21 protein-coding genes are annotated in these 20,878 nt (G+C 71.8%); 20 read left to right on the top strand and 1 reads right to left on the bottom strand.

The genetic code is table 11. The features are described from left to right. Nucleotides 1–2: 2 nt before the first annotated feature. The 3 genes from KGA66_RS07155 (at nt 3) to KGA66_RS07165 (ending at nt 4,759) form a co-directional block, all read left to right on the top strand. The gene (locus KGA66_RS07155) at nt 3–341 is read left to right on the top strand and encodes a P-II family nitrogen regulator (protein ID WP_211465905.1); all 339 of its coding nucleotides are present in this window, start codon (nt 3–5) and stop codon (nt 339–341) included. 149 nt (nt 342–490) lie between these two features. After that, entirely contained in the window at nt 491–2,944 is a 2,454-nt protein-coding gene (locus KGA66_RS07160; protein WP_211465906.1) for a [protein-PII] uridylyltransferase, read from the top strand. A 201-nt stretch (nt 2,945–3,145) separates the two neighbouring features. After that, nucleotides 3,146–4,759: a purple acid phosphatase family protein gene (locus KGA66_RS07165; protein WP_211466002.1), complete on the top strand. Its 1,614-nt coding sequence runs from the start codon at nt 3,146–3,148 to the stop codon at nt 4,757–4,759. A 22-nt stretch (nt 4,760–4,781) separates the two neighbouring features. On the opposite strand, the gene KGA66_RS07170 is transcribed toward KGA66_RS07165, so the two are convergent. Then, nucleotides 4,782–5,639 (bottom strand): exonuclease domain-containing protein, encoded by an 858-nt coding sequence (locus tag KGA66_RS07170; protein ID WP_211465907.1) that lies wholly within the window; start codon nt 5,637–5,639, stop codon nt 4,782–4,784. Nucleotides 5,640–5,923: 284 nt separating this feature from the next. On the opposite strand from KGA66_RS07170, the gene ffh reads away from it, so the two are divergent. From ffh to rpsB, 17 genes are all read left to right on the top strand, one after another. Then, on the top strand, nt 5,924–7,492 hold the full coding sequence (gene ffh, locus KGA66_RS07175; protein WP_211465909.1) for a signal recognition particle protein: 1,569 nt from the start codon (nt 5,924–5,926) through the stop codon (nt 7,490–7,492). 196 nt (nt 7,493–7,688) lie between these two features. Next, a complete protein-coding gene (rpsP, locus tag KGA66_RS07180; RefSeq protein WP_211465911.1) occupies nt 7,689–8,153 on the top strand; it encodes a 30S ribosomal protein S16 in 465 nt (154 codons plus the stop codon). A gap of 4 nt (nt 8,154–8,157) precedes the next feature. Then, nucleotides 8,158–8,397, top strand: a complete 240-nt coding sequence (locus KGA66_RS07185) for an RNA-binding protein (RefSeq protein ID WP_211465912.1) — start codon at nt 8,158–8,160, stop codon at nt 8,395–8,397. Between the two features lie 70 nt (nt 8,398–8,467). Beyond that, on the top strand, nt 8,468–9,010 hold the full coding sequence (gene rimM / locus KGA66_RS07190) for a ribosome maturation factor RimM (protein WP_369015829.1): 543 nt from the start codon (nt 8,468–8,470) through the stop codon (nt 9,008–9,010). Nucleotides 9,011–9,034: 24 nt separating this feature from the next. After that, entirely contained in the window at nt 9,035–9,889 is an 855-nt protein-coding gene (gene trmD / locus KGA66_RS07195; RefSeq protein WP_211465914.1) for a tRNA (guanosine(37)-N1)-methyltransferase TrmD, read from the top strand. Between the two features lie 152 nt (nt 9,890–10,041). Next, entirely contained in the window at nt 10,042–10,395 is a 354-nt protein-coding gene (rplS, locus tag KGA66_RS07200; protein ID WP_211465915.1) for a 50S ribosomal protein L19, read from the top strand. Between the two features lie 154 nt (nt 10,396–10,549). After that, nucleotides 10,550–11,545, top strand: coding sequence for a signal peptidase I (gene lepB, locus KGA66_RS07205; RefSeq protein ID WP_211465916.1), 996 nt, complete (start codon nt 10,550–10,552; stop codon nt 11,543–11,545). Further along, nucleotides 11,427–12,506: a signal peptidase I gene (gene lepB, locus KGA66_RS07210; protein WP_211465919.1), complete on the top strand. Its 1,080-nt coding sequence runs from the start codon at nt 11,427–11,429 to the stop codon at nt 12,504–12,506. Before lepB (KGA66_RS07205) ends, lepB (KGA66_RS07210) begins: the two co-directional genes overlap by 119 nt. Nucleotides 12,507–12,558: 52 nt before the next feature. Beyond that, nucleotides 12,559–13,335: a ribonuclease HII gene (gene rnhB, locus KGA66_RS07215; protein ID WP_438822019.1), complete on the top strand. Its 777-nt coding sequence runs from the start codon at nt 12,559–12,561 to the stop codon at nt 13,333–13,335. Nucleotides 13,336–13,347: 12 nt separating this feature from the next. Further along, nucleotides 13,348–13,656 (top strand): DUF2469 domain-containing protein, encoded by a 309-nt coding sequence (locus KGA66_RS07220; protein WP_211465921.1) that lies wholly within the window; start codon nt 13,348–13,350, stop codon nt 13,654–13,656. 298 nt (nt 13,657–13,954) lie between these two features. Next, nucleotides 13,955–14,437, top strand: coding sequence for a YraN family protein (locus KGA66_RS07225; RefSeq protein ID WP_211465923.1), 483 nt, complete (start codon nt 13,955–13,957; stop codon nt 14,435–14,437). A 46-nt stretch (nt 14,438–14,483) separates the two neighbouring features. After that, entirely contained in the window at nt 14,484–16,067 is a 1,584-nt protein-coding gene (locus KGA66_RS07230; protein WP_211465925.1) for a YifB family Mg chelatase-like AAA ATPase, read from the top strand. 18 nt (nt 16,068–16,085) lie between these two features. Continuing rightward, on the top strand, nt 16,086–17,360 hold the full coding sequence (gene dprA / locus KGA66_RS07235) for a DNA-processing protein DprA (protein WP_211465927.1): 1,275 nt from the start codon (nt 16,086–16,088) through the stop codon (nt 17,358–17,360). A gap of 179 nt (nt 17,361–17,539) precedes the next feature. Beyond that, a complete protein-coding gene (gene whiG / locus KGA66_RS07240; RefSeq protein WP_211465929.1) occupies nt 17,540–18,361 on the top strand; it encodes an RNA polymerase sigma factor WhiG in 822 nt (273 codons plus the stop codon). 79 nt (nt 18,362–18,440) lie between these two features. Continuing rightward, a complete protein-coding gene (locus KGA66_RS07245) occupies nt 18,441–19,031 on the top strand; it encodes a TetR/AcrR family transcriptional regulator (protein WP_312886800.1) in 591 nt (196 codons plus the stop codon). 76 nt (nt 19,032–19,107) lie between these two features. Then, entirely contained in the window at nt 19,108–19,653 is a 546-nt protein-coding gene (locus tag KGA66_RS07250) for a murein hydrolase activator EnvC family protein (RefSeq protein WP_211465931.1), read from the top strand. A gap of 250 nt (nt 19,654–19,903) precedes the next feature. Continuing rightward, entirely contained in the window at nt 19,904–20,863 is a 960-nt protein-coding gene (gene rpsB, locus KGA66_RS07255) for a 30S ribosomal protein S2 (protein WP_211465933.1), read from the top strand. Nucleotides 20,864–20,878 lie beyond the last annotated feature (15 nt).

Consider the following 20,878-nt stretch of genomic DNA (forward strand, 5'->3'; position numbering starts at 1 on the left):
CCATGAAGCTGATCACAGCGATCATCAAGCCGTACAAGCTCGACGAGGTCAAGAGCGCGCTGCAGGCCTTCGGCGTGCACGGGCTGACCGTCACCGAGGCCTCCGGCTACGGCCGCCAGCGCGGCCACACCGAGGTCTACCGCGGCGCCGAGTACACCATCGACCTGGTGCCGAAGATCAAGCTGGACCTGCTGGCCGAGGACCACGACGTGGAGACCCTGATCGACGTCATCACCAAGGCGGCGCAGACCGGCAAGATCGGTGACGGCAAGGTATGGGTCACCCCGGTCGAATCCGTGGTGCGGGTGCGCACCGGCGAGCAGGGAGCCGAGGCGCTGTGAGACGGCGCGAAGAGAGACGGCGCGTCCTCTGAAGCAGTTGCACGACCGCGGGCGGAGACCTGGCCGGGTCTCCGCCCGCGCATGCGTGCGCTGTGGCCGGCCCGGGACGACGGCCCGGCCGAATCGACGAACCGAGCGGGAGAGCTTCGATGGGATACGCCGAGCAGCGCACCGAGCTGATCGACTCCGGTTTGCGCGGCCAGAAGTTGCGCGCGGCTCTCGCGCAGGCGGCCGACGAATGGCTCACCGCACTGCTGCGCGGCGCCCTCGCGGAGGCCGGCCTGACGGGGACAGTCCAGGGCACGTCCGAGGCACACGTCCCCGGCCTCGCCCTGGTCGCGGTCGGCGGCTACGGACGCGCGGAACTGTGCCCCGGCAGCGACCTCGACGTCCTGCTCCTGCACGACGGCTCACACCCGGCGGCCCTTATCGCCGCACTCGCTGACGCGGTCTGGTACCCGGTCTGGGACGCGAAGGTAAAGCTGGACCACTCGGTGCGCACCGTCAACGAGGCGCGCGCGGTCGCCCGCGACGACCTGCCGGTCGCGCTCGGCCTGCTGACGGCACGTCACGTCGTCGGCGACCCGACCCTGACCGCACAGCTGCGTGCCACGACGCTGGCCGACTGGCGTTCTCGGGCGGACAAGAGGCTGCCCGAGGTCAGGGCGGCGCGCGCCGAGCGCCTTGAGCTGCACGGTGAGCTTGCCTACCGCCTCGAAGGCGACCTCAAGGAGGCGATCGGTGGACTGCGCGACGCGTACGCCCTGACCGCGATCTCGGCTTCCTGGCTCGCCGACATCCCGCACGGCGAACCCGAAGCGGCGCGCGCGCGGCTGCTCGACGTGCGCGCCGCGCTGCACATCAGTACCGGCCGCGCCGCCGACCGGCTGCTTCTGCAGGAGCAGGACGAGGTGGCGGCGCAACTCGGCCTGGCCGGCGGCGCGGACGGCCTGCTCGCGGAGGTGGCCGACGCCGCGCGCACGATCGCCTACGCCTGCGACGTGGCGTGGCGGCGCATCGACCAGGTTCTGGCCCAGCGCTCCCGGTCCGGCCGGCGCGCCGCGGCGCAGCGAACTCCGCTCGCGGACGGTGTAGTCGCCGCGGACGGAGAGGCGACGCTCGCACTGGCCGCCGACCCGGCGCGCGATCCGGTGCTGCTGCTGCGGGCCGCGGCCGCCGCCGCGGCGGCGGGACTGCCGCTCGCCCCCGCAGCGCTTCGCCGTCTCACCGAGGACGCCGCACCACTGCCGACGCCTTGGCCGCGTGCCGCACGTGAGGAGTTCGTGCGCCTGCTCGGCGCGGGTCCGGGGCTCGTCCCCGTGTGGGAGGCGCTGGACCGTACCGGGCTGCTCAGCCGTTTGCTGCCCGAGTGGGAACGCACGCGGTCCCTTCCCCAACGCAACGCTCTGCACATACATACGGTCGATCGGCACTCGGTGCAGACGGCGGTGCAGGCGGCCAGGCGCACCCGACGCGTCGCCCGACCGGACCTGCTGCTCGTCGCAGCGGTCTGCCACGACCTTGGCAAGGGGCTGCATGACGAACACGGTGCGGCGCTGGACCACAGCGAGGCCGGAGCCGGACTGGTCGCGCAGCTCGCGCCACGCCTCGGGTTCAACGCGTCCGACAGCGCGGTGCTCGTCGCGCTGGTCCGCCATCATCTTCTGCTCGCGCAACTCGCGGTCAACCGCGACCCGGACGACCCGGCGACGCTGGACGCACTGCTGGCGGCGGCCGACGTGCCCGGCGGTTCGGTGGACGCGGCCGAGTTCGTCGCGCTGCTGCACGCGCTGACCGAGGCCGATTCCGAGGCGACCGGACCCGCCGTGTGGAGCCGCTGGCGCGAGGCGCTGCTGTCCGGTCTGGCCGAGCGGGCGCGTGCGCACCTCGCCGGCCAGGCGCCCGCGACAGCCCCGGGCTTCGACGGCTCCGCGCTCGCCCAGCGCGCGGCCGCGGCGCCGGACCGGCTCGCGGTGCTGGCCCTGGCCCCGGGCGCGACCGGAGTGGCCCGGCTCGATGTCGCGCTGCCGGACCAGATCGGTGTGCTCGCGACCGTGGCCGGTGTGCTGAGCCTGCGTCACGTGCGCATCCTCGCGGCTGAGGTCGAGACCGTCGGGTTGAGCGCGGCGGCGGGCCAGGACGGCGGCGCCGCACTCGGACCGGAGCCGCGGCCCTGGGCGGTGCAGCGCTGGACGGTCGCGGCCGAATACGGCGAGTTGCCCGACATCGCGCGGCTGCGCACCGATCTGCGGGCGGCGCTCGGCGGGCGGCTCGATCTGGCCGCGCGGATGGCCTCGCGCGAGGCGGACCATCGGCCCACCGGCCGGGCCCGGCTCGCGCCCCCGCCTTCTGTCGCGGTGCTCGAAGACGCCTCCGCGGTGGCCACCGTGATCGAGGTCCGCGCGGGCGACACCCCGGGACTGCTGTACCGCGTCGCGGCCGCGATCGCCCAGTCAGGGGCCGACATCTACACGGCTCGCGTCGCCACCCTCGGCGCGGAGGCGATCGATGTCTTCTACCTCACCGGTCCGGACGGTGCGCGGTTGAGCCCCGAAGAGGATCAGAAGGTGGCGCGGGAGATCCGGGCGGCATTGGCGTCGTAGCGCAGTTTGGCGGCGCTTCACGCCGCGTTCACGCCGAGAGCCAGAGCGCGGGATAGCGTCGCGGCGAGTCGAATCGAGCCGGGCACGAACCGGCCCTGTCGTCCCGCCAGGAGGCGTCCCGTGGAACGCACGAGTCCTGCTACCGCCGCCGCACGGACTTCAGTCGCGGAGATCAACGCGCCCGAAAGCGACGCGTCCGGGATCGACGCGTCCGAGCCCGGCACCGGTTTCAGTCGCCGCTCGGCGTTGCGCGCGGCCGTGGTCGGCGGCGCCCTGGCCGGCACGTCGACGGGACCGGCCGTGTCCGCGAACGCAGCCTCCGAGCCGCCCACGTCCGCAGCCTCCGAGCCGGTCACCTCCGCGCTGCTGTGGCGCCAGCCCGAGCGGCTCGGCGCGCCGCCGGTCGACGGGCTGCACCTGACCTTCGGGGCGGACCCGTGCCGTGAGATGTACGTGTCCTGGTCTACAGTCACGCCGGTTGCCAAGGCCCGGGTGCGGTACGGCACAGCGGACGGCGGCTTCGGTCACGAAGTCAGGGCCGAGACGCGCACCTACATCGACGCCGCCAGCACCCGCGAAGTGTATGTGCACCATGCACAGCTGACCGACCTGCGCCCTGACACGACCTACATCTACGCGGCGCTTGCTGACGGGGCGCTGCCAGACGCGGGCACCTTCCGTACCGCGCCGACCGGCCGTGCACCGTTTACCTTCACCAGCTTCGGTGACCAGTCGGTGCCTTCCGTCGCCTGGCTGCCGGGAGCCGGATCGGGCACATACAGCGCCGGCATCAGCGGCCTGGCATCACCCGCCGCGGCCGACATCGTGTACGGCATCGAACAGGTACGGCCGCTCTTCCACCTGCTCAACGGAGACCTCTGCTACGCCAACCTCTCCGACGACCGTGTACGCACCTGGAACTCGTTCTTCGCGAACAACACCCGCTCGACCCGCTACCGGCCCTGGATGCCGGCCGCCGGCAACCACGAGAACGAGCGAGGCAACGGCCTGATCGGCTACCAGGCGTATCTCACCCGGTTCGCCCTGCCCGGCAACGGCTCCGCCGACTGGAACGGCCTGTGGTACGCGTTCACCGTCTGCGGTGTGCGAGTGATCGTGCTACAGAACGACGACGTCGCGCTGCAGGACGCCGGCGACGCGTATGTCAGCGGCTATAGCGGCGGCGAGCAGCGGGCCTGGCTGGAGCGGCAGTTGAAGGCGGCGCGCTCCTCGCGGCAGATCGACTGGATCGTGGTCTGCATGCACCAGGTGATGGTCAGCTCCTCGGACGCGAACGGCGCTGACCTGGGCATCCGGCTCAACTGGGGACCGCTGTTCGACCGCTACGAGGTGGATCTGGTGTTGTGCGGGCACGAGCACGACTACGAGCGCTCGCTCGCGGTGCGCGGCGTGATACCCGGTTCCGAGACGTTGACTCCGGAACCGGTGTCCGCGAACACCGGCCACATCGACACCGGACAGGGCACCGTGCACATGGTGCTGGGCGGCGGCGGCACGAACTCGCCGTCCAACTCCAAGTTCTTCACGGACGGCACCGGCAAGGTCATCACGGCGGTGGGCGCACCAGGCGCCAACGGCAAGAAGACGCCCACCTACGTCTTCGAACAGGCCGTCTGGTCGGCCTTCCGCGACCTGACCCACCCCTACGGCTTCGCCGCCTTCGAGGTCGACCCCGGCAACCGGCCCGGCGGGCAGACCTCGATCCGCGTGACCTACTACACGGTCGCGCAGCCGGACGGCGCAATCGCACCGCTGGAATCCTTCACGCTGCACCGCAGGCGCTCGGACGGCTGAGCGCTTTCGCCCCGTGACGCGCTCACCCGGCGGCGGAGATCTCCGGACGCAGCATCTGCGGCGCGTGACGGATCCGGATCGGCCAGCCGGGCTCGGGCGTGTGGGGCTCGCCGCGCCGCGCCTTGTACTCGGCGAAATCTGCCTCCGCCGCGGCCTTCCACGCCACCTGACGGGCGTGCAGGTCGGACAGCGCGGCCTCGGCCACCTCCGGGTAGCGCACCGCCTGCGCCCGCGCGACACCCAGAGCGGCGACCGCGTCCGCGCAGGCGTCGTGGGCGTTCTCGATCACCACCCCGTAGTGCGCGCACTGCGACTCCAGCGTGCGGCTGCCCTTGCGGTACCGGTCCATCGCCCTGTCGATGATCAGCGGGTCCACGATCGGCGCCACCGCCGGGACGCGATCCCGCAGCGCCCGCAGCCCGTGCCGCGCCAACTCGGCCTCGAGCAGCGTCAGGTCGTAGGGCGCGTTGAACACCACGAGCGGCGCCCCGGCGGCCAGGTGCCCGGCCAGCAGCGTGGCGATCCGCTCCAGCGCCGCCGCCGGCGCGGACCCGTGCGCGCGGGCGTGTTCGGTGCTGATGCCGTGTACCGCGGCCGCTTCCGCCGGGATCTCCACCCCCGGGTCCACCAGGAACTCGTACCGCTCCCCGGTCGAAGTGATGAAGGCCGCTGAGACCAGTCGCGCGGTGAACGGATCGGTGCCGGTCGTCTCGCAGTCATAAGAACCGAGCAGTCCGGTATGCCAGACGGCAGCGGGAGCCGGCAGGCACGCGGTGTGGTAAACGACCCACGCGCCCGCGTCCTTGCGCAGCTCGCCGCCCTGCTCGGGCACCGTCTCCCCGCAGGTCTTGCATGCACCGGCGTACCGGTTCGGCGCCATGGCCGCCACCGACCTCTCTGCTTGACTGACCATCACCATAGGCGAAGGTACCGACAACTCCGCGCTCACCCGGATCTCGAAAGCCTCGCGGCTTCGTGGTGCCGCGGGCTCGTCTGGCACGCTGCGCCGGCGCCGATCCGGCGGGCGGTGGCGTTCGCCTGACCACGGGTATCGGCACGTTGGTCGACTTCGCGCCGCCGACCCGGCGCTTTCGAGAGGCGCCAGCGGATACGCTTGACACACCAGACCCAGTCCCTTCAACGCAGCGAGGATCTGACTGCGCCGTGTTCGACACGCTTTCCGACCGCTTGGCAGCGACGTTCAAGTCCCTGCGTGGCAAGGGCCGCCTGTCCGAACAGGACATCGACGCCACCTGCCGCGAGATCCGCATCGCGCTGCTGGAGGCGGACGTCGCGCTGCCCGCGGTGCGCCAGTTCGTCGCCGCGGTCAAGCAGCGCTCGCTAGGGGCCGAGGTCTCCCAGGCGCTCAACCCGGCCCAGCAGGTCGTCAAGATCGTCAACGAGGAGCTGATCTCGATCCTCGGCGGGCAGACCCGCCGGATCAGATTCGCCAAGCGGCCGCCTACTGTGATCATGCTCGCGGGCCTGCAGGGCTCCGGCAAGACGACGCTCGCGGGCAAGCTCGGCCACTGGCTCAAGGGCCAGGGACACAGCCCGCTGCTGGTCGCGGCCGACCTCCAGCGCCCCAACGCGGTCACACAGCTGCAGGTGGTCGGCGAACGGGCCGGGGTCGCGGTCTTCGCCCCCGAACCGGGCAATGCCACGGGCAGGACGCCCACAGACGGCCACAGTGGGGACCCGATCAAGGTCGCGCGGGACTCGCTCCAGCACGCCCGCGACAAAATGTACGACGTGGTGGTCGTCGACACGGCCGGCCGCCTCGGCATCGACGCCGAGCTGATGCGGCAGGCGGCCGACATCCGCGACGCGGTCGGCCCGGACGAGATCCTCTTCGTCGTCGACGCGATGATCGGCCAGGACGCGGTGGCCACCGCACAGGCGTTCCTCGACGGCGTCGGCTTCGACGGCGTGGTGCTCACCAAGCTGGACGGAGACGCGCGCGGCGGCGCGGCGCTCTCCGTGGCGCAGATGACCGGCCGCCAGGTGATGTTCGCCTCCAACGGCGAGAAGCTCGACGACTTCGACGTCTTCCACCCGGACCGGATGGCCTCGCGGATCCTGGGCATGGGCGACGTGCTTTCGCTCATCGAGCAGGCCGAGCGCACCTTCGACGCGCAGCAGGCCGAGCAGATGGCCCGCAAGATCATGGGCGGGGACCAGTTCACCCTGGACGACTTCCTCTCCCAGATGGAGCAGCTGCGCAAGCTCGGCTCCATGCAGAAGATCCTGGGCATGCTGCCCGGCATGGCGGAGATGCGCCAGCAGCTCAACCAGATCGACGAGAAGGAGATCGACCGGGTCAGCGCGATCATCCGCTCGATGACCCCGGCCGAGCGGCAGGACCCGAAGATCCTCAACGGCTCGCGCCGCGCCCGCATCGCCCGCGGCTCCGGGGTGTCGGTCTCCGCGGTCAACAACCTGGTCGAGCGGTTCTTCGAGGCGCAGAAGGCGATGCGCACGATGACCCGAGGCGGCATTCCGGGGATCCCCGGCTTCGGTCCCGGCGGCGGCCGCCGGATGTCGGCGAAGCAGAAGGCCACCGCACAGGCCGCGCGCAAGAAGGCGCGCAGCCGCTCGGGCAACCCGGTCAAGCGGGCCGCGGAGGAGCAGGCCAAGGCGCAGCGCGCGGCCGCCGGACCGGTGCTGCCGCAGCTGCCGGAGCCCGGCGGCGACTTCGAACTGCCGGACGAGTTCAAGAAACTGCTCGGCTGAGCGGCGTGTCGGGCGGCCGTCGCGCGGTTTGGTCAAACGCACCCCTCGCGGTCTGGCAGAATGGCAGGTCGAGTACTCGGACCGCGCGGCCCCTCTCTCCGCCGGCTCCGCGTCCGCCGGGAGGCCGGAAAGCCGCAATCCCCACGCGGCGGCTCGGCCACCCACCCGAATTGAGAATCCAGGAGATCCCGCTCCCGTGGCAGTCAAGATCAAGCTGAAGCGTCTGGGCAAGATCCGCACGCCTCAGTACCGCATCGTCGTCGCCGACGCCCGCACCAAGCGGGACGGCCGTGCGATCGAGGAGATCGGCAAGTACCACCCGAAGGAGGACCCGTCCTTCATCGCGGTGGATTCGGACCGTGTGCAGTACTGGCTCAGCGTCGGCGCGCAGCCGACCGAGTCCGTGGCCGCGATCCTGCGCGTGACCGGCGACTGGCAGAAGTTCAAGGGCCTGCCCGCCCCGCCGCCCATGAAGACCGCGAAGCCGAAGGCGGACCGCAAGGCGCTGTTCGAGGCGGCCGCCAAGGAGGCCGAGAACGAGCCGAAGGCGGCCACCACCGCCTCGCGCAAGCGCTCGGAGAAGCCTGCCGACAAGCCGGCCGACAAGCCGGCCGAGGAGCCCGCCAAGTCCGCCGAGGCCCCCGCGGGCGACGAGGCCTGAGCCGATGCTGGAAGAGGCGCTGGAGCACCTGGTCAAGGGCATCGTCGAGCACCCGGACGAGGTCGTCGTCCGGGATCGCGCGCTGCGCCGCGGCCGGATCCTCGAGGTCCGGGTGCATCCCGACGACCTGGGCAAGGTCATCGGGCGCCAGGGCCGCACCGCCAGGGCGCTGCGAACCGTGATCGGCGCGATCGAGGGCCGAGCGGTCCGCATCGACCTGGTCGAAGCGCCCGGCTACCGTTGAGCGCGCGGACCGCATGCCTGCCGAGCACATGACGGCGAACGAACAACCCGGCGACGGGCCGCGCGAGACGCTGCGGCTCGTCGTCGGGCGTATCGGGAAGGCGCACGGCCTTCGCGGCGAGGTCACCGTCGAGGTGCGCACCGACGACCCCGAGGAGCGCTTCGCCCCGGGCGCCGTGCTGGATACCGATCCGGCCCGGCGCGGCCCGCTGACGGTCGCCACCGCACGGGTGCAGGGCGGCCGCCTCGTGCTGCGGTTCGAGGGCGTCGAGGACCGCACCGCCGCCGAGGGCCTGCGCAACACCATGCTCTCCATCGAGGCCGACCCGGACGAGCTGCCGGACGACCCCGACGAGTTCTACGACCATCAGCTCGTCGGCCTGCGCGTGGTCACCGTGGACGCCCGCGAGGTCGGCATCGTGGCCGAGATGCTGCATCTGCCCACCCAGGACGTGTTCGCGGTCACCCGGCCGGACGGGCGCGAGGTGCTGATCCCCTTCGTCGAGGAGATCGTGCCCGAGGTCGATCTGGATGAGGGCACCGTGCTGGTCGACCCGCCGGCCGGCCTGCTCGAACTGGCCGACCCGCCGCGCTCCGCCGCGGCGGACGCCTGAGCCGGCGCGGGACCGGACGGGCGTATGCGCGTCGACGTCATCACGATCTTCCCGGAGTATCTGGCACCGCTGGGCGTCTCGCTCATCGGCAAGGCGGCCGACCGCGGGCTGCTCGACATCCGCGCGCACGACCTGCGCGACTGGACTCACGACGTGCACCGCACGGTGGACGACACGCCGTACGGCGGCGGGCCCGGCATGGTGATGAAGCCCGAACCGTGGGGCGAGGCGCTCGACGCGGTCCTCGCCGACGTCCCCCCGGAATCGCCCGAGCTGCCGCCCACCCTGGTCGTGCCGACGCCCAGCGGCCGCCCGTTCACCCAGGCCAAAGCGGCGCAGCTTGCCGAGTCGCCGTGGTTGATCTTCGCCTGCGGGCGTTACGAAGGCATCGACCGGCGCGTCATCGACGCGGCCGCCGAGCGTATGGCGGTGGAGGAGCTCTCCATCGGCGACTACGTGCTGGCAGGCGGAGAGGTGGCGGTCCTGGTGATGGTCGAGGCGATCGGGCGGCTGCTGCCCGGCGTCCTGGGCAACGCGGAGTCGGCCCGCGACGACTCCTTCGCCGCCGGTGCGATGGAGAGCCTGCTGGAGGGCCCGGCCTACACCAAGCCGGCCGAGTGGCGCGGGCGCACCGTGCCCGAGATCCTGACCTCCGGCAACCACGGCGCGATCGCGCGCTGGCGGCGCGAGCAGGCTTTCGCCCGCACCGCGGCGCACCGTCCCGAGTTGCTCGCCCGGCTCGACCCGGCGGCGCTCGACAAGCGGGACCGTCTCGCGCTCGCGGCGCTCGGCTGGCGGGTCGAAGCGGACCGCGTCGTACCCGACGGCACCGTCCCGGCGGCGGCCGGCGGCGATTTCACCGATCAGCCCCCCGCGTGAGACACTGACCCGTCGGCTCGACCTGCCGCGCCATGCCGCGGTCCGCGCCACTCCTGCCATGGGGGGAGCGAAGCGCGCACACGGTCGTGACCCGACGATCACGCCGACCGACGAAGCCGTGGGTGACCTGTGGCACCCGCGAGGAGACCACGATGCAGAAGCTAGACGCGCTCGACTTGCAGTCGCTGCGCTCCGACCTGCCGGCCTTCGGGCCCGGCGACACGCTCAACGTGCACGTCCGGGTCGTGGAGGGCAACCGCTCCCGGATCCAGGTGTTCAAGGGCGCGGTGATCCGCCGCCAGGGTGCCGGCGTGCGTGAGACCTTCACGGTGCGCAAGATCAGCTTCGGCGTCGGCGTGGAGCGGACCTTCCCCGTGCACACCCCGGTGATCGAGAAGATCGAGGTCGTCACCCGCGGCGATGTGCGCCGGGCCAAGCTGTACTACCTGCGCGACCTGCGCGGCAAGAAGGCGAAGATCAAGGAGAAGGTCGACTACGCCCGGTAGTGCGGGCCCGCCGGAACCGGCGGCCTACTTTTCCCGTGTCACCCTCGGTACCCTCGGGAACCGGGGGTGTTCGCCTTTCTTCAGGCGGAATCGGTAGTCTGCGAAACCGGCGACACCTGCGCGCGGCGCGGTGCGAGGCGACTGGAGGACCGGCGTGGCGAAGGGGCGGCGACGCCGGCTCAAGCCGATCCGGCTGTGGCGGGAGATTCCCATCCTGCTCGGTATCGCGCTCCTACTCGCCTTAGGTATCAAGACCTTCATGGTGCAGGCGTTCTTCATCCCGTCCCAGTCGATGCAGAACACCATCCTGCCGGGCGACCGGGTGCTGGTGAACAAGTTCTCCCCGTGGTTCGGCGCCCAGCCGCAGCGCGGGCAGATCGTGGTCTTCCACGACCCCGGCGGCTGGCTGGACGGCACTGCCACGCCGACCAGCGGCAACGCGGTCGTACGCGGTGTGAAGGACGTGTTCACCTTCGTCGGGCTGCTGCCGGCCGGCAACGAGCACGACCTGATCAAACGGGTGATCGGCGTGCCCGGAGACCGGGTGGTGTGCTGCGACGCCCAGGGGCGCATCACCGTCAACAGCGTACCGTTGGAAGAGACCGGCTATCTGTTCCCGAGGGCGCAGCCCTCGACGATCCGCTTCGACGTGACCGTGAAACCCGGCCGGATCTGGGTCATGGGCGACAACCGCGGGGACTCGGCCGACTCGAGGTACCACATGACCGGCGGATCGGACGGTACTGTGCCAATCAGCGACGTGGTGGGTCACGCGTTCGTGTTGATCTGGCCGCCGAGCCGGGCCGGAGGGCTGGGTGTTCCGGCTACTTTTCACCAGAAGGCGTTGGCCGGGATTCCGTCGGCTCCGGCGCTGCCTGCCGCCGCGGCGCTCCTCGGGGCGTTCCCGGTGCGGCTGCTGGGCCGGCGCTGGATGCGGCGGGCGCGGTCGATACTGCTCCTAACAGACACGAGGTTGCGAAGTGGCATTGGACAGACCGGACGCACTGGGCGCGCAGGGGCAGCCCGGGACGGTGACCGGTGGGCGCGGAGCCGAGGGGAACGGCTCGGGCGGAAGCGGCGGCGAGGCAGGCTACCCGGCTCAGGACGGCTACGCCGCCGAGGCGCCGGACCGGGATCTCTCGGCCGCTGAACAGCAGCCCACACCTGGAGCCGGCGCCCACCCCGAGGCCGAGGGTGCCGCGGCCGGGGCCGGGGAACCGGATCAGGCGCGGCCGGACTCCGACCAGCAGTCCGCCGCTTGGAAGCCGAGCTCCGCGCTCGGATGGGTGTTCCTGCCGTTCGTCGTGGTCTGGCGCTTCCTGTTCCCGAAGAAGCCGCGGCCGTTCATCGTGGAACTGCCGTTCCTGGTCGTCTTCGCGCTTTTCCTGGCCTTCCTGATCAAGACCTTCCTCGTGCAGGCGTTCTTCATTCCGAGCGGTTCGATGCAGAACACCCTCGCGATCGGCGACCGGGTGCTGGTCAACCGGGCCTCGGTCTGGCTCGGCGGGCAACCCCAGCGCGGCCAGGTGGTCGTCTTCCAGGACCCGGGCGGCTGGCTCCTCCCGGACGAGACCAGCACCAGCGGCAACTGGCTGACCAAGACGCTCACTTTCGTCGGCGTGCTGCCGCAGGACAACGGCGACCTGATCAAGCGGGTGATCGGGGTCGGCGGGGACCACGTGGTGTGCTGCAACGCGCAAGGCCAGATCACGGTCAACGGCGCACCTCTGGACGAGACCTACCTGTTCCCGGGCGACCAGGCGCAATCAGGCCCGGACGGCACCTTTGACATCACGGTGCCGCAGGGGCGGCTGTGGGTCATGGGCGACCACCGTGGCGTCTCCGAGGACTCGCGCGCTCACCAGGGGCTCAACGGCGGCACCATCCCGGTCAGCGCGGTGGTGGGGCGGGCCGATGTGATCATCTGGCCGATCAGCCATTGGGGCACGCTGCCGGTGCCTAACACGTTCAAGCAGACGGGTCTGTCCGCGTTGTCCGCGCCCGGTGGCATTCCGGCCGCGGCGACGGTCGGCGCGCTGCCTGTGGCGCTGCTGCGGAGGCGCCGCAAGCTTCGCAAGCTGGCCCGAAAGGTCGACCCGGCGCACCAGTAGGTAACCTGATTACGTGTCAGCGCTCCAGCAGCCTCTCGATCTGGGCATCCCGCTGCCTCCGATACTCGGCGGCGGGCAGGACCTGTACGCGTACGAGCAGGCATTGCGCGTCCACGGCATCGCCGCGGTCGCCGGAGCGGACGAGGCCGGGCGCGGCGCCTGCGCGGGCCCGCTGGTCGCCGGAGCGGTCATCCTTCCGCCGGATCTGCGCCCGGCGGGCCTGAACGACTCGAAGCTGATGACCCCGGCCGCCCGCGATCGCGTCTACGAGCAGCTAGTCGCGGGCGCGGTGTGGGCCGTGTCGGTCGTTCCGGCCGCGCAGGTGGATCGTGTCGGCGTGCAACAGGCCAACTACGCGGCCTTGCGCGACGCCGTCGCCGGTCTCTCGGCTCGGCCCGGCTTGGTGCTGTTCGACGGATTCGCGGTGCCCGGCGTCGCTGTGCCCAGCCGGGCGGTGGTCAAGGGCGACCGGCTCGCCGCCTGTATCGCAGCGGCCTCCGTCATCGCGAAGGTCACCCGGGACCGGATCATGGTGCAACTGCACCAGTGCCACCCGGTCTACGGCTTCGCAGCTCACAAGGGCTATTCGACGGCGGCCCACCAGGCCGCGCTCGACGAGCACGGGCCGTGCCCCGAGCATCGGCGCAGTTACGTGAACGTGGCTGCGGCGAGTGTGCGAAAGGCACCTGAGGGGACGGTCTTGCGGCAGGGCACCGTCGCGGCGATTGTGGGTCAGAATGAGGAGGGGAGCGCCCAGGCCGCCCAGGGCGATCTCCTGGACTTCGGCGTCGTCGCCGAAGACCGTTCACGGGCTCGACTGGACCTTTAGGGGAGCGCGGCAATGAGCGCCGAGGATCTCGAGAAGTACGAGACCGAGATGGAGCTTCAGCTCTACCGGGAGTACCGGGACGTAGTCGGGCTCTTCCGTTACGTCGTGGAGACGGAGCGGCGGTTCTACCTCACCAACCACGTCGACCTGGACGTCCGCTCGGCCGACGGCGAGGTCTATTTCGAGGTCACCATGTCCGACGCGTGGGTCTGGGACATGTACCGCCCGGCCCGCTTCGTGAAGAACGTGAAGGTCGTGACGTTCAAGGACGTCAACGTGGAGGAGTTGGCCAAGACGGACCTTGAGGTCCCGACGGACTGACCGGCGGCCGCGCCCGCGCGGGCGGCAGCGAAGCCAGAGTTCTCCAGCAGCTGCCCGGAGTCGAGTCGGCGCTCGGAGCCGGCGCCCGGGAGCCGGTCTTTCGGGGTCGGCTTCGGGGTCGGCTTCGGGGTCGGCAGGGCAGCGATGTCTGGCCGACCCGGAGCCGCCCGCGCCGAGTTATCCACAACCTGAGAATTTTCCATCCCTTCGACGTTCCTGATCCCGCATCGTGGATCTTGCCGGACGGTTCCGGCGCCGGCAGCTGCCGGGTCCACTGGGAGATGCGGAGTCGAGGACGATGAGGACGGACGTTGTATCCGAAGGCCGGCCGCGTGCGGGCGGCACCGGCGGCGGGCGGCGCGGCGCGGGCGGTCGTGGGACGGGACTGTGGGGCCACTGGCTCGGCCGCTACGGCGAGGAGGCCGCGGCGCAGTATCTGCTCGGCGCGGGCTATCAGCTGCTCGACCGCAACTGGGTGTGCCGGGATCCGGATCTGCGCGGTGAGCTCGACCTGATTGCGCGCTACCGGCGCACGGTGGTGGCCTGCGAGGTCAAGACGCGGTCGGGGGACCTGCTGGCGCATCCGGTCCAGGCGGTCACCCGGGAGAAGGCCGCCAGGCTGCGCCTGCTGGCGGCCCGCTGGCTGCGCGAACACCAGCGCGGCGGGCCGCCGCCGCTTCAGCGCGCCACGGTGTTGCGCATCGACGTGATCGCGATCCGCACCGCCGCGCGTCCGCCGTATCAGCTGCGCAGCCTCGACCACCTTGTCGGGGTGGCCTGATGTCCCCCGTTCGCTGGTCCCCCTCCCGCGCGCGGGGAGCGCGGCGATGACCGGCTTCGGCCGCGCCTGGTGCATCGGGCTGCTCGGCCTGCGCGGCACCCCGATCGAGGTCGAGGCGCACGCGGCCGGCGGCCTGCCGAAATTCACCCTGATCGGCCTGCCCGACTCCGTACTCAACGAGGCGCGCGACCGGGTGCGCGCGGCCGCGCTGAACTCCGGCATCGACTGGCCGCAGGCGGTGCTGACGGTCAGCCTTTCCCCGGCCTGGATCCGCAAGCAGGGCTCCGGGTTCGATGTCGCGATCGCCTACGCGGTGCTGCGCGCCACCGGGGCGATCAGCCAGTGCGCGCTGGACGACGCGGTCTTCCTCGCAGAACTGGGACTGGACGGCCGCGTGCGCCCGATCCGCGGGGTGCTGCCGTGCGTCGTCGCCGCGGCTCGGTCCGGCCTGAACCGCGTCTTCGTCGCCGACGCGAACGCCGAGGAGGCCGCGCAGGTCGCCGGGATCAAGGTCACCGGCCTGCGTTCCCTGCGGCAGTTGGTGGCGCTGGCCAACGGGCGGGAGGTGCCGGCCGACCCGCCCGGCCTTCCCGCCGTGGAGCTCGCGACGCTGCCCGCGGACGGGCCGCCGGCGGTTGATCCCGGCTTCGAACCCGACCTGTCCGAGGTGGTCGGCCAGTACGAGGCGCGTCGCGCTCTGGAGCTCAGTGCCGCCGGAGGCCACCACCTTTTCCTGTGCGGTACGCCCGGGGCCGGCAAGACCATGCTCGCCAAGCGGCTGCCGGGCATCCTGCCGCCGCTCGACACGCAGGCCGCGCTCGAAGTCTCGGCGATCCACTCGCTCAGCGGCACCCTCCCGCCGCACCGCCCGCTGATCACCCGCCCGCCCTTCTGCACGGTCCACCATTCGGCGACGGTCGCCGCGATGGTCGGCGGAGGTTCCGGGCAGCCGCGGCCCGGCGCCGTGAGCAGAGCGCACCGCGGGGTGCTCTTCCTGGACGAGATGCCTGAGTTCAGCCGCGGCGCGCTGGACGCGCTGCGCGAGCCGATCGAGTGCGGCGAGGTGGCGATCGCCCGCACCAGCGGAATCGCCCGCTTCCCGGCCCAGTTCCTGCTCGTCGGCGCGGCCAACCCGTGCCCGTGCGGCCGTGCGGGCAGCGCGCTGGCGTCGTGCACCTGCGCGCCGAGACAGCGCATCGCGTATCTGGCGCGGATCTCGGGTCCGCTGCTCGACCGGATCGACCTGCGGGTCGACGTGACGCCGGTCGGGCCGGGCGAACTGCTCGACGCGGCGGCCGGCGGTCAAGGCGGCGAGTGCACCGCAGCGGTCGCGCAGCGGGTCGCGCTGGCGAGGGAACGCGCGGTGCGCCGCCTCGCCGACACACCGTGGAACTGCAACGCGCAGGTGCCCGGCCAGGTGCTGCGCAACCAATGGCCGCTGGCCGTGGACGCGCTGGTTACCGCGGAACGGGCGCTGCGCGCCGGGACACTGAGCGCCCGGGGGCTGGACCGGGTCATCCGTGTCGCCTGGACGGTCGCCGATCTGGCCGGCCTGGACCGGCCGGACCGGGCGGCGGTGGACACCGCCCTGGGCTTCCGGCTCGGCTCCGTCAGCCTGGCCTCCGGTTGATGAGGGGCCGCGACCGCCATGCCGTCACATGAACAGCAGACGCAGGCCGACCGGCTCGCCCGGCTCGCGCTCAACCACGCCGTGGAACCGGCCGACCAGCACCTCGGCCGGCTGCTGGAGGCGCACGGCCCGCGGCGCGTGCTCGCGGCGATCCGCGCGGGCCAGCTGCCCGATCTCGATGCCGACCCGGCGCGCCGCGACCGACTGGCCGACCGCTGTGCCGGGTTGCGGCTGCGGCTGGAACCCGGCCGGGTGGAGGCGGGGCTGGCCGCCGCGGAGGCAGTCGGGGCCCGGTTCGTCACCCCGCTGGACCGGGACTGGCCCGCGCGGCTCGACGATCTCGGCCCGCAGCGGCCGATCGGGCTGTGGGTCGCCGGAAACTGGTGCGCCGAGACGACGGCGCGCGGCGACGACGCTGCGCACCCTCAGCCGCTTTCCATCGTCGGGGCGCGGGCCTGCAGCGGGTACGGCTCCCACGTCGCCGGGCTGCTCGGCGCCGATCTGGCCTCGGCCGGGGCGTGCGTGGTCTCCGGCGCGGCGATCGGCATCGACGCCGCCGCGCACCGCGGGGCCCTCGCGGTCGGCGGTTCGACCATCGCCGTGCTCGCCTGCGGGATCGACCGGGTCTATCCGCGCGTCCATGAGAGTTTGCTGCGCGCGATCGCGCAGCGCGGGGCCGTGCTCTCCGAGCTTCCTCCTGGCGCGGCCCCCACACGGTTCAGGTTCCTGCACCGCAACCGGCTGATCGCCGCCCTGGGTGTCGGCACGGTGGTAGTGGAGGCGGCCCGGCGCAGCGGCTCGCTGCTCACCGCGCGTCTGGCGGGGGAACTCGGCCGGGCCGTGATGGCCGTGCCCGGTCCGGTGACCAGCGAGCAGTCGGTGGGCGCACATGAGTTGATCCGGGACGGGGCGATTCTGGTCGCGACCGCCGCGCAGGTTCAGGAGGCCTGTGCGAATCTCGCGGACGCGCCGCCGACACCCGCGCGCCCGTCGCGGGCGAGGGCGGCGGACACATCGGATGAGCCGCCGGCCGTCGGCCGCGCCCGTACTCGCGCCCGTCCCGGGCGTGCCGCCTCCGCCGAGCCGGCCGACCCGGTCGAGGAACTGGTGCTGGAAGCGCTTTTCGGCGCACAGACGGGTACGGCGAAGACGAGCGCGGGCGCCGACGTCGTCGCGCTCGCTCGGGCCACCGGCCTCGGACCTGACGCCGTGTTCGCCGCGCTCGGGCGACTGGCTGCCTGCGGGCGTGTCGCGAAATCGGGAGGAGGCTGGGTGTCGGTACGCGGCCACTGACGATGCACAAAACCAGCCTGTGTACCGCATTCGGCGCGCCTCACCTGATCGAGCGGGCTCGGAAGTGGTTACCGTAGAGATCGTTGTGGTTACGCTACGCTCGGCTTGCGGCTGAGGCAGTGGGGCGCAGGATCGCCGGCTTGAGAAAGATCGCGTGGTTGAGTGGATCAAGGCGAGTGATGGCCAAGGAAAGCCAGGTCCATGAGACCGTCTACGACGACGCGGACACCGCCGCGCGGCCCCGCGCCGCCCTCGACGAGCTGTGGGCCGAGTTCAAGGCCACCGGCGATCAACGGCTGAGGGAACGGCTGATCCTGCATTACTCGCCGCTGGTGAAATACGTCGCCGGCCGAGTCTCCGTCGGGCTGTCGGGCACCGTGGACCACGCCGATTTCGTCTCCTATGGCATTTTCGGGCTGATCGACGCGATCGAGCGCTTCGAGCCGGACCGGTCGATCAAGTTCGAGACCTACGCGATCAACCGGATCCGCGGCGCGATCATCGACGAGTTGCGCGCGTTGGACTGGATCCCGCGCTCGCTGCGGCAGAAGGCCCGGGAGATCGAGCAGGCCTCGGTGCGGTTGGAGCACAAGCTCGGGCGCACCCCGACCGAACGTCAGATCGCCGCCGAGATGGGCATCACGCTGGGCGAGTTGCACCACATCTTCTCCCGGCTCTCCCTCATCAACGTCCTGGCCCTCGACGAGGTGCTGACCCTGTCCACCGGGGACGGCGACCGGCTCAGCCTGGTGGAGACCCTGGAGGACCTGACCGCGGATGACCCGGTCGAGGCATACGAGAGCCGGGAGACCAGGCACCTGCTGGCCCGCGCCGTCAACACGCTGCCGGATCGGGAGAAGACCGTGGTGACCCTCTACTACTTCGAGGGGATGACGCTCGCCGAGATCGGCGGGGTGCTCGGCGTCACCGAGAGCCGGGTCTGCCAGATTCACGCGAAAGCGGTGTTGACGCTGCGCACCCGGCTGGCTGAACTGCGCTGACCGGAGCTTCGAACGTCCGACCACTGGCGATTGCACGCAACAGGCTCCGGTGCGCGACCGGCTCGACTAGTCTGGAGTGGTGCCCAGGATCAAGGCTCCGACCGTCGCCGAGCATCGCACGATGCAGCGCACGGCGCTTCTGGATGCGGCCAGGGACCTACTCGCCGACGGCGGGATGGCCGCGCTCACCTTCGCCGCCCTGGCCGAGCGGGCCGGTCTGGCCCGTTCCTCGGTGTACGAGTATTTCAAGTCCCGCGCCGACGTGGTCGAGGCGCTGGCCGTCGAGGACTTCCCCGCCGCGGTGGCCGACATCAGGGGGGTGATGCTCGCGCAGCCGACGCCGGAACGGCAGATCGCGGCCTACGTGCGGCGGCAACTGGAGCTGGTGGCTCAGCCCGGCCACCGCGGTCTGCTCTCCCTGTCCGTGCTCGAACTCGACGGCCCGGCCCGCGAGCGCATCCGCGCCGCGCACGGCATGCTGGTCGACCTGGTCGTCGGCTCGCTGCGGCGGCTCGGGCACCCGGACCCGCGCGCTGCCGCGGCGGTGTTGCAGGGAGCGGTGGACGGCGCCGCGAAGCGCATCGACGCCGGAGCGGATCCGGCCGCGCTCATCGAGAGCGCCTTGACGCTGGTGCTCTTCGGTGTGCGAGGCCAGCGCCGCGTGCGGTAGGAACCGCCCCGCGGAAGTTATCCACAGTCTGCGCAAAGCCCGGCGGACCGCCGCAGCGGCGCACCACGCTGGTCCCATGAAGATCCTCGTCCTCATCGTGCTGTTGTTCTCCGCGGCGAACGCGCCTTCGATTCCCGCGTCCGGTACCTCGCCGCGATCCGCTGTGGTCGGATCGCTGTGGCGGTGGCCGCTGGCCGGGCCCGGCGCAGCCGCGCCGCGAGTGGTGCGGCCGTTCTCCCCGCCGGCGTTACGGTGGCTGCGTGGCCACCGCGGCGTGGATCTTGCCGCCGCTGGTGCGCAGCGGGTGCTCGCAGCCGGGCCCGGGACGGTGGTGTTCGCGGGGACGCTTTCCGGCCGCGGCGTCGTGGTCGTCTCGCACGGTGCGTTGCGCACCAGCTACGAACCGGTGACGCCGTCGGTTCACGTCGGGGACGTGGTCAGCGCGGGATCTGCGCTCGGCACGCTGGCCGCGGGACACTGCGCTGCCTCCGCGTGCCTGCACTGGGGCCTGCTCACGGGGCACGGCCACGCGGTCAGGTACTACGATCCGCTGCTGCTCGTCGGGCTGGTGCGCCTGCGCCTCGAACCCGTCCGAGTGCCGGCCGGCCCGTCCCCTGGATGACTGAGCGGCGGTACCGCGCGGACCGGGTAAACTTGCCTCGCGGCCCGCTGTGGCGGGCCGACTTCGCGTGTCCGGAAACGGGACGTCCGCGTGTTCGCCTTCGAACCCCGCGGTCGCTCCGACACGACAGCCGTCCGGTCCGCTGCACCCGCCTGCACGGCGCGTGTCCGCGGCGCGGCGGTCCGTCCAGACACCAGGAGCGCGGCCGCCGGCCGCGCGCAAACCGGACGAGATCGAGGAGGACACGGCCATGGCCGTCGTCACCATGCGCCAGCTTCTTGAAAGCGGCGTGCACTTCGGGCATCAGACCCGGCGCTGGAACCCGAAGATGAAGCGCTACATCTTCACCGAGCGCAACGGCATCTACATCATCGACCTTCAGCAGTCGCTGTCGTACATCGACCGGGCCTACGAATTCATCAAGGCCACGGTCGCGCACGGCGGCACTGTACTGTTCGTCGGCACCAAGAAGCAGGCCCAGGAGGCCGTGGCCGAGCAGGCGACCCGGGTCGGCATGCCCTACGTCAACCAGCGTTGGCTCGGCGGCATGCTCACCAACTTCTCCACCGTGCACAAGCGGCTCCAGCGGCTCAAGGAGCTCGAGGAGATCGACTTCGACGACGTGGCCGGCTCCGGCATGACCAAGAAGGAACTGCTGGTCCTGCGCCGCGAGAAGGACAAGCTGGAGCGCACCCTCGGCGGCATCCGGGACATGCAGAAGGTCCCGTCCGCGGTGTGGATCGTGGACACCAAGAAGGAGCACATCGCCGTCGGCGAGGCGCGCAAGCTGCGCATCCCGGTCGTGGCGATCCTGGACACCAACTGCGACCCGGACGAGGTCGACTACAAGATCCCCGGCAACGACGACGCCATCCGCTCGGTGGCGCTGCTCACCCGGGTGGTCGCGGACGCCGTGGCCGACGGCCTGATCGCCCGCTCCGGCGCGGCCGCGGCCGCCACCGAGGGCGCCGCGGCCGGCGAGGTCGGCTCCGGCGAGCCGCTGGCCGCCTGGGAGAAGGAACTGCTGGTCGGCGAGAACGCCGAAGGTGCGAAGCCCGCCGTCGAGGCGCAGGCCGCGGCTGAGCCCGCCGCTGAGGCGCAGCCCGCCGCCGAGGCCGCATCCGAGCCCGAGCCCGTCGCCGAAGTGGCTGCCGAGGCCGCCCCGGCCGCCGAGCAGGGCGCTGAGGGCGCGGACGCCACCGAGGCGTGACGCCTACCGGTCCGC

Source organism: Actinocrinis puniceicyclus (assembly GCF_018283645.1).
GTDB lineage: Bacteria > Actinomycetota > Actinomycetes > Streptomycetales > Catenulisporaceae > Actinocrinis > Actinocrinis puniceicyclus.

Excerpts from the sequence above, each read along its gene's own strand:
- KGA66_RS07225 (WP_211465923.1), top strand. The coding sequence starts at position 13,955 with ATGAGGACGGACGTTGTATCCGAAGGCCGGCCGCGTGCGGGCGGCACC.
- KGA66_RS07160 (WP_211465906.1), top strand. The coding sequence starts at position 491 with ATGGGATACGCCGAGCAGCGCACCGAGCTGATCGACTCCGGTTTGCGC.
- whiG (WP_211465929.1), top strand. The coding sequence starts at position 17,540 with ATGGCCAAGGAAAGCCAGGTCCATGAGACCGTCTACGACGACGCGGAC.
- rpsB (WP_211465933.1), top strand. The coding sequence starts at position 19,904 with ATGGCCGTCGTCACCATGCGCCAGCTTCTTGAAAGCGGCGTGCACTTC.
- KGA66_RS07170 (WP_211465907.1), bottom strand. The coding sequence starts at position 5,639 with ATGGCGCCGAACCGGTACGCCGGTGCATGCAAGACCTGCGGGGAGACG.
- rplS (WP_211465915.1), top strand. The coding sequence starts at position 10,042 with ATGCAGAAGCTAGACGCGCTCGACTTGCAGTCGCTGCGCTCCGACCTG.
- KGA66_RS07220 (WP_211465921.1), top strand. The coding sequence starts at position 13,348 with ATGAGCGCCGAGGATCTCGAGAAGTACGAGACCGAGATGGAGCTTCAG.
- KGA66_RS07155 (WP_211465905.1), top strand. The coding sequence starts at position 3 with ATGAAGCTGATCACAGCGATCATCAAGCCGTACAAGCTCGACGAGGTC.
- KGA66_RS07250 (WP_211465931.1), top strand. The coding sequence starts at position 19,108 with ATGAAGATCCTCGTCCTCATCGTGCTGTTGTTCTCCGCGGCGAACGCG.
- KGA66_RS07230 (WP_211465925.1), top strand. The coding sequence starts at position 14,484 with ATGACCGGCTTCGGCCGCGCCTGGTGCATCGGGCTGCTCGGCCTGCGC.
- dprA (WP_211465927.1), top strand. The coding sequence starts at position 16,086 with ATGCCGTCACATGAACAGCAGACGCAGGCCGACCGGCTCGCCCGGCTC.
- KGA66_RS07185 (WP_211465912.1), top strand. The coding sequence starts at position 8,158 with ATGCTGGAAGAGGCGCTGGAGCACCTGGTCAAGGGCATCGTCGAGCAC.
- trmD (WP_211465914.1), top strand. The coding sequence starts at position 9,035 with ATGCGCGTCGACGTCATCACGATCTTCCCGGAGTATCTGGCACCGCTG.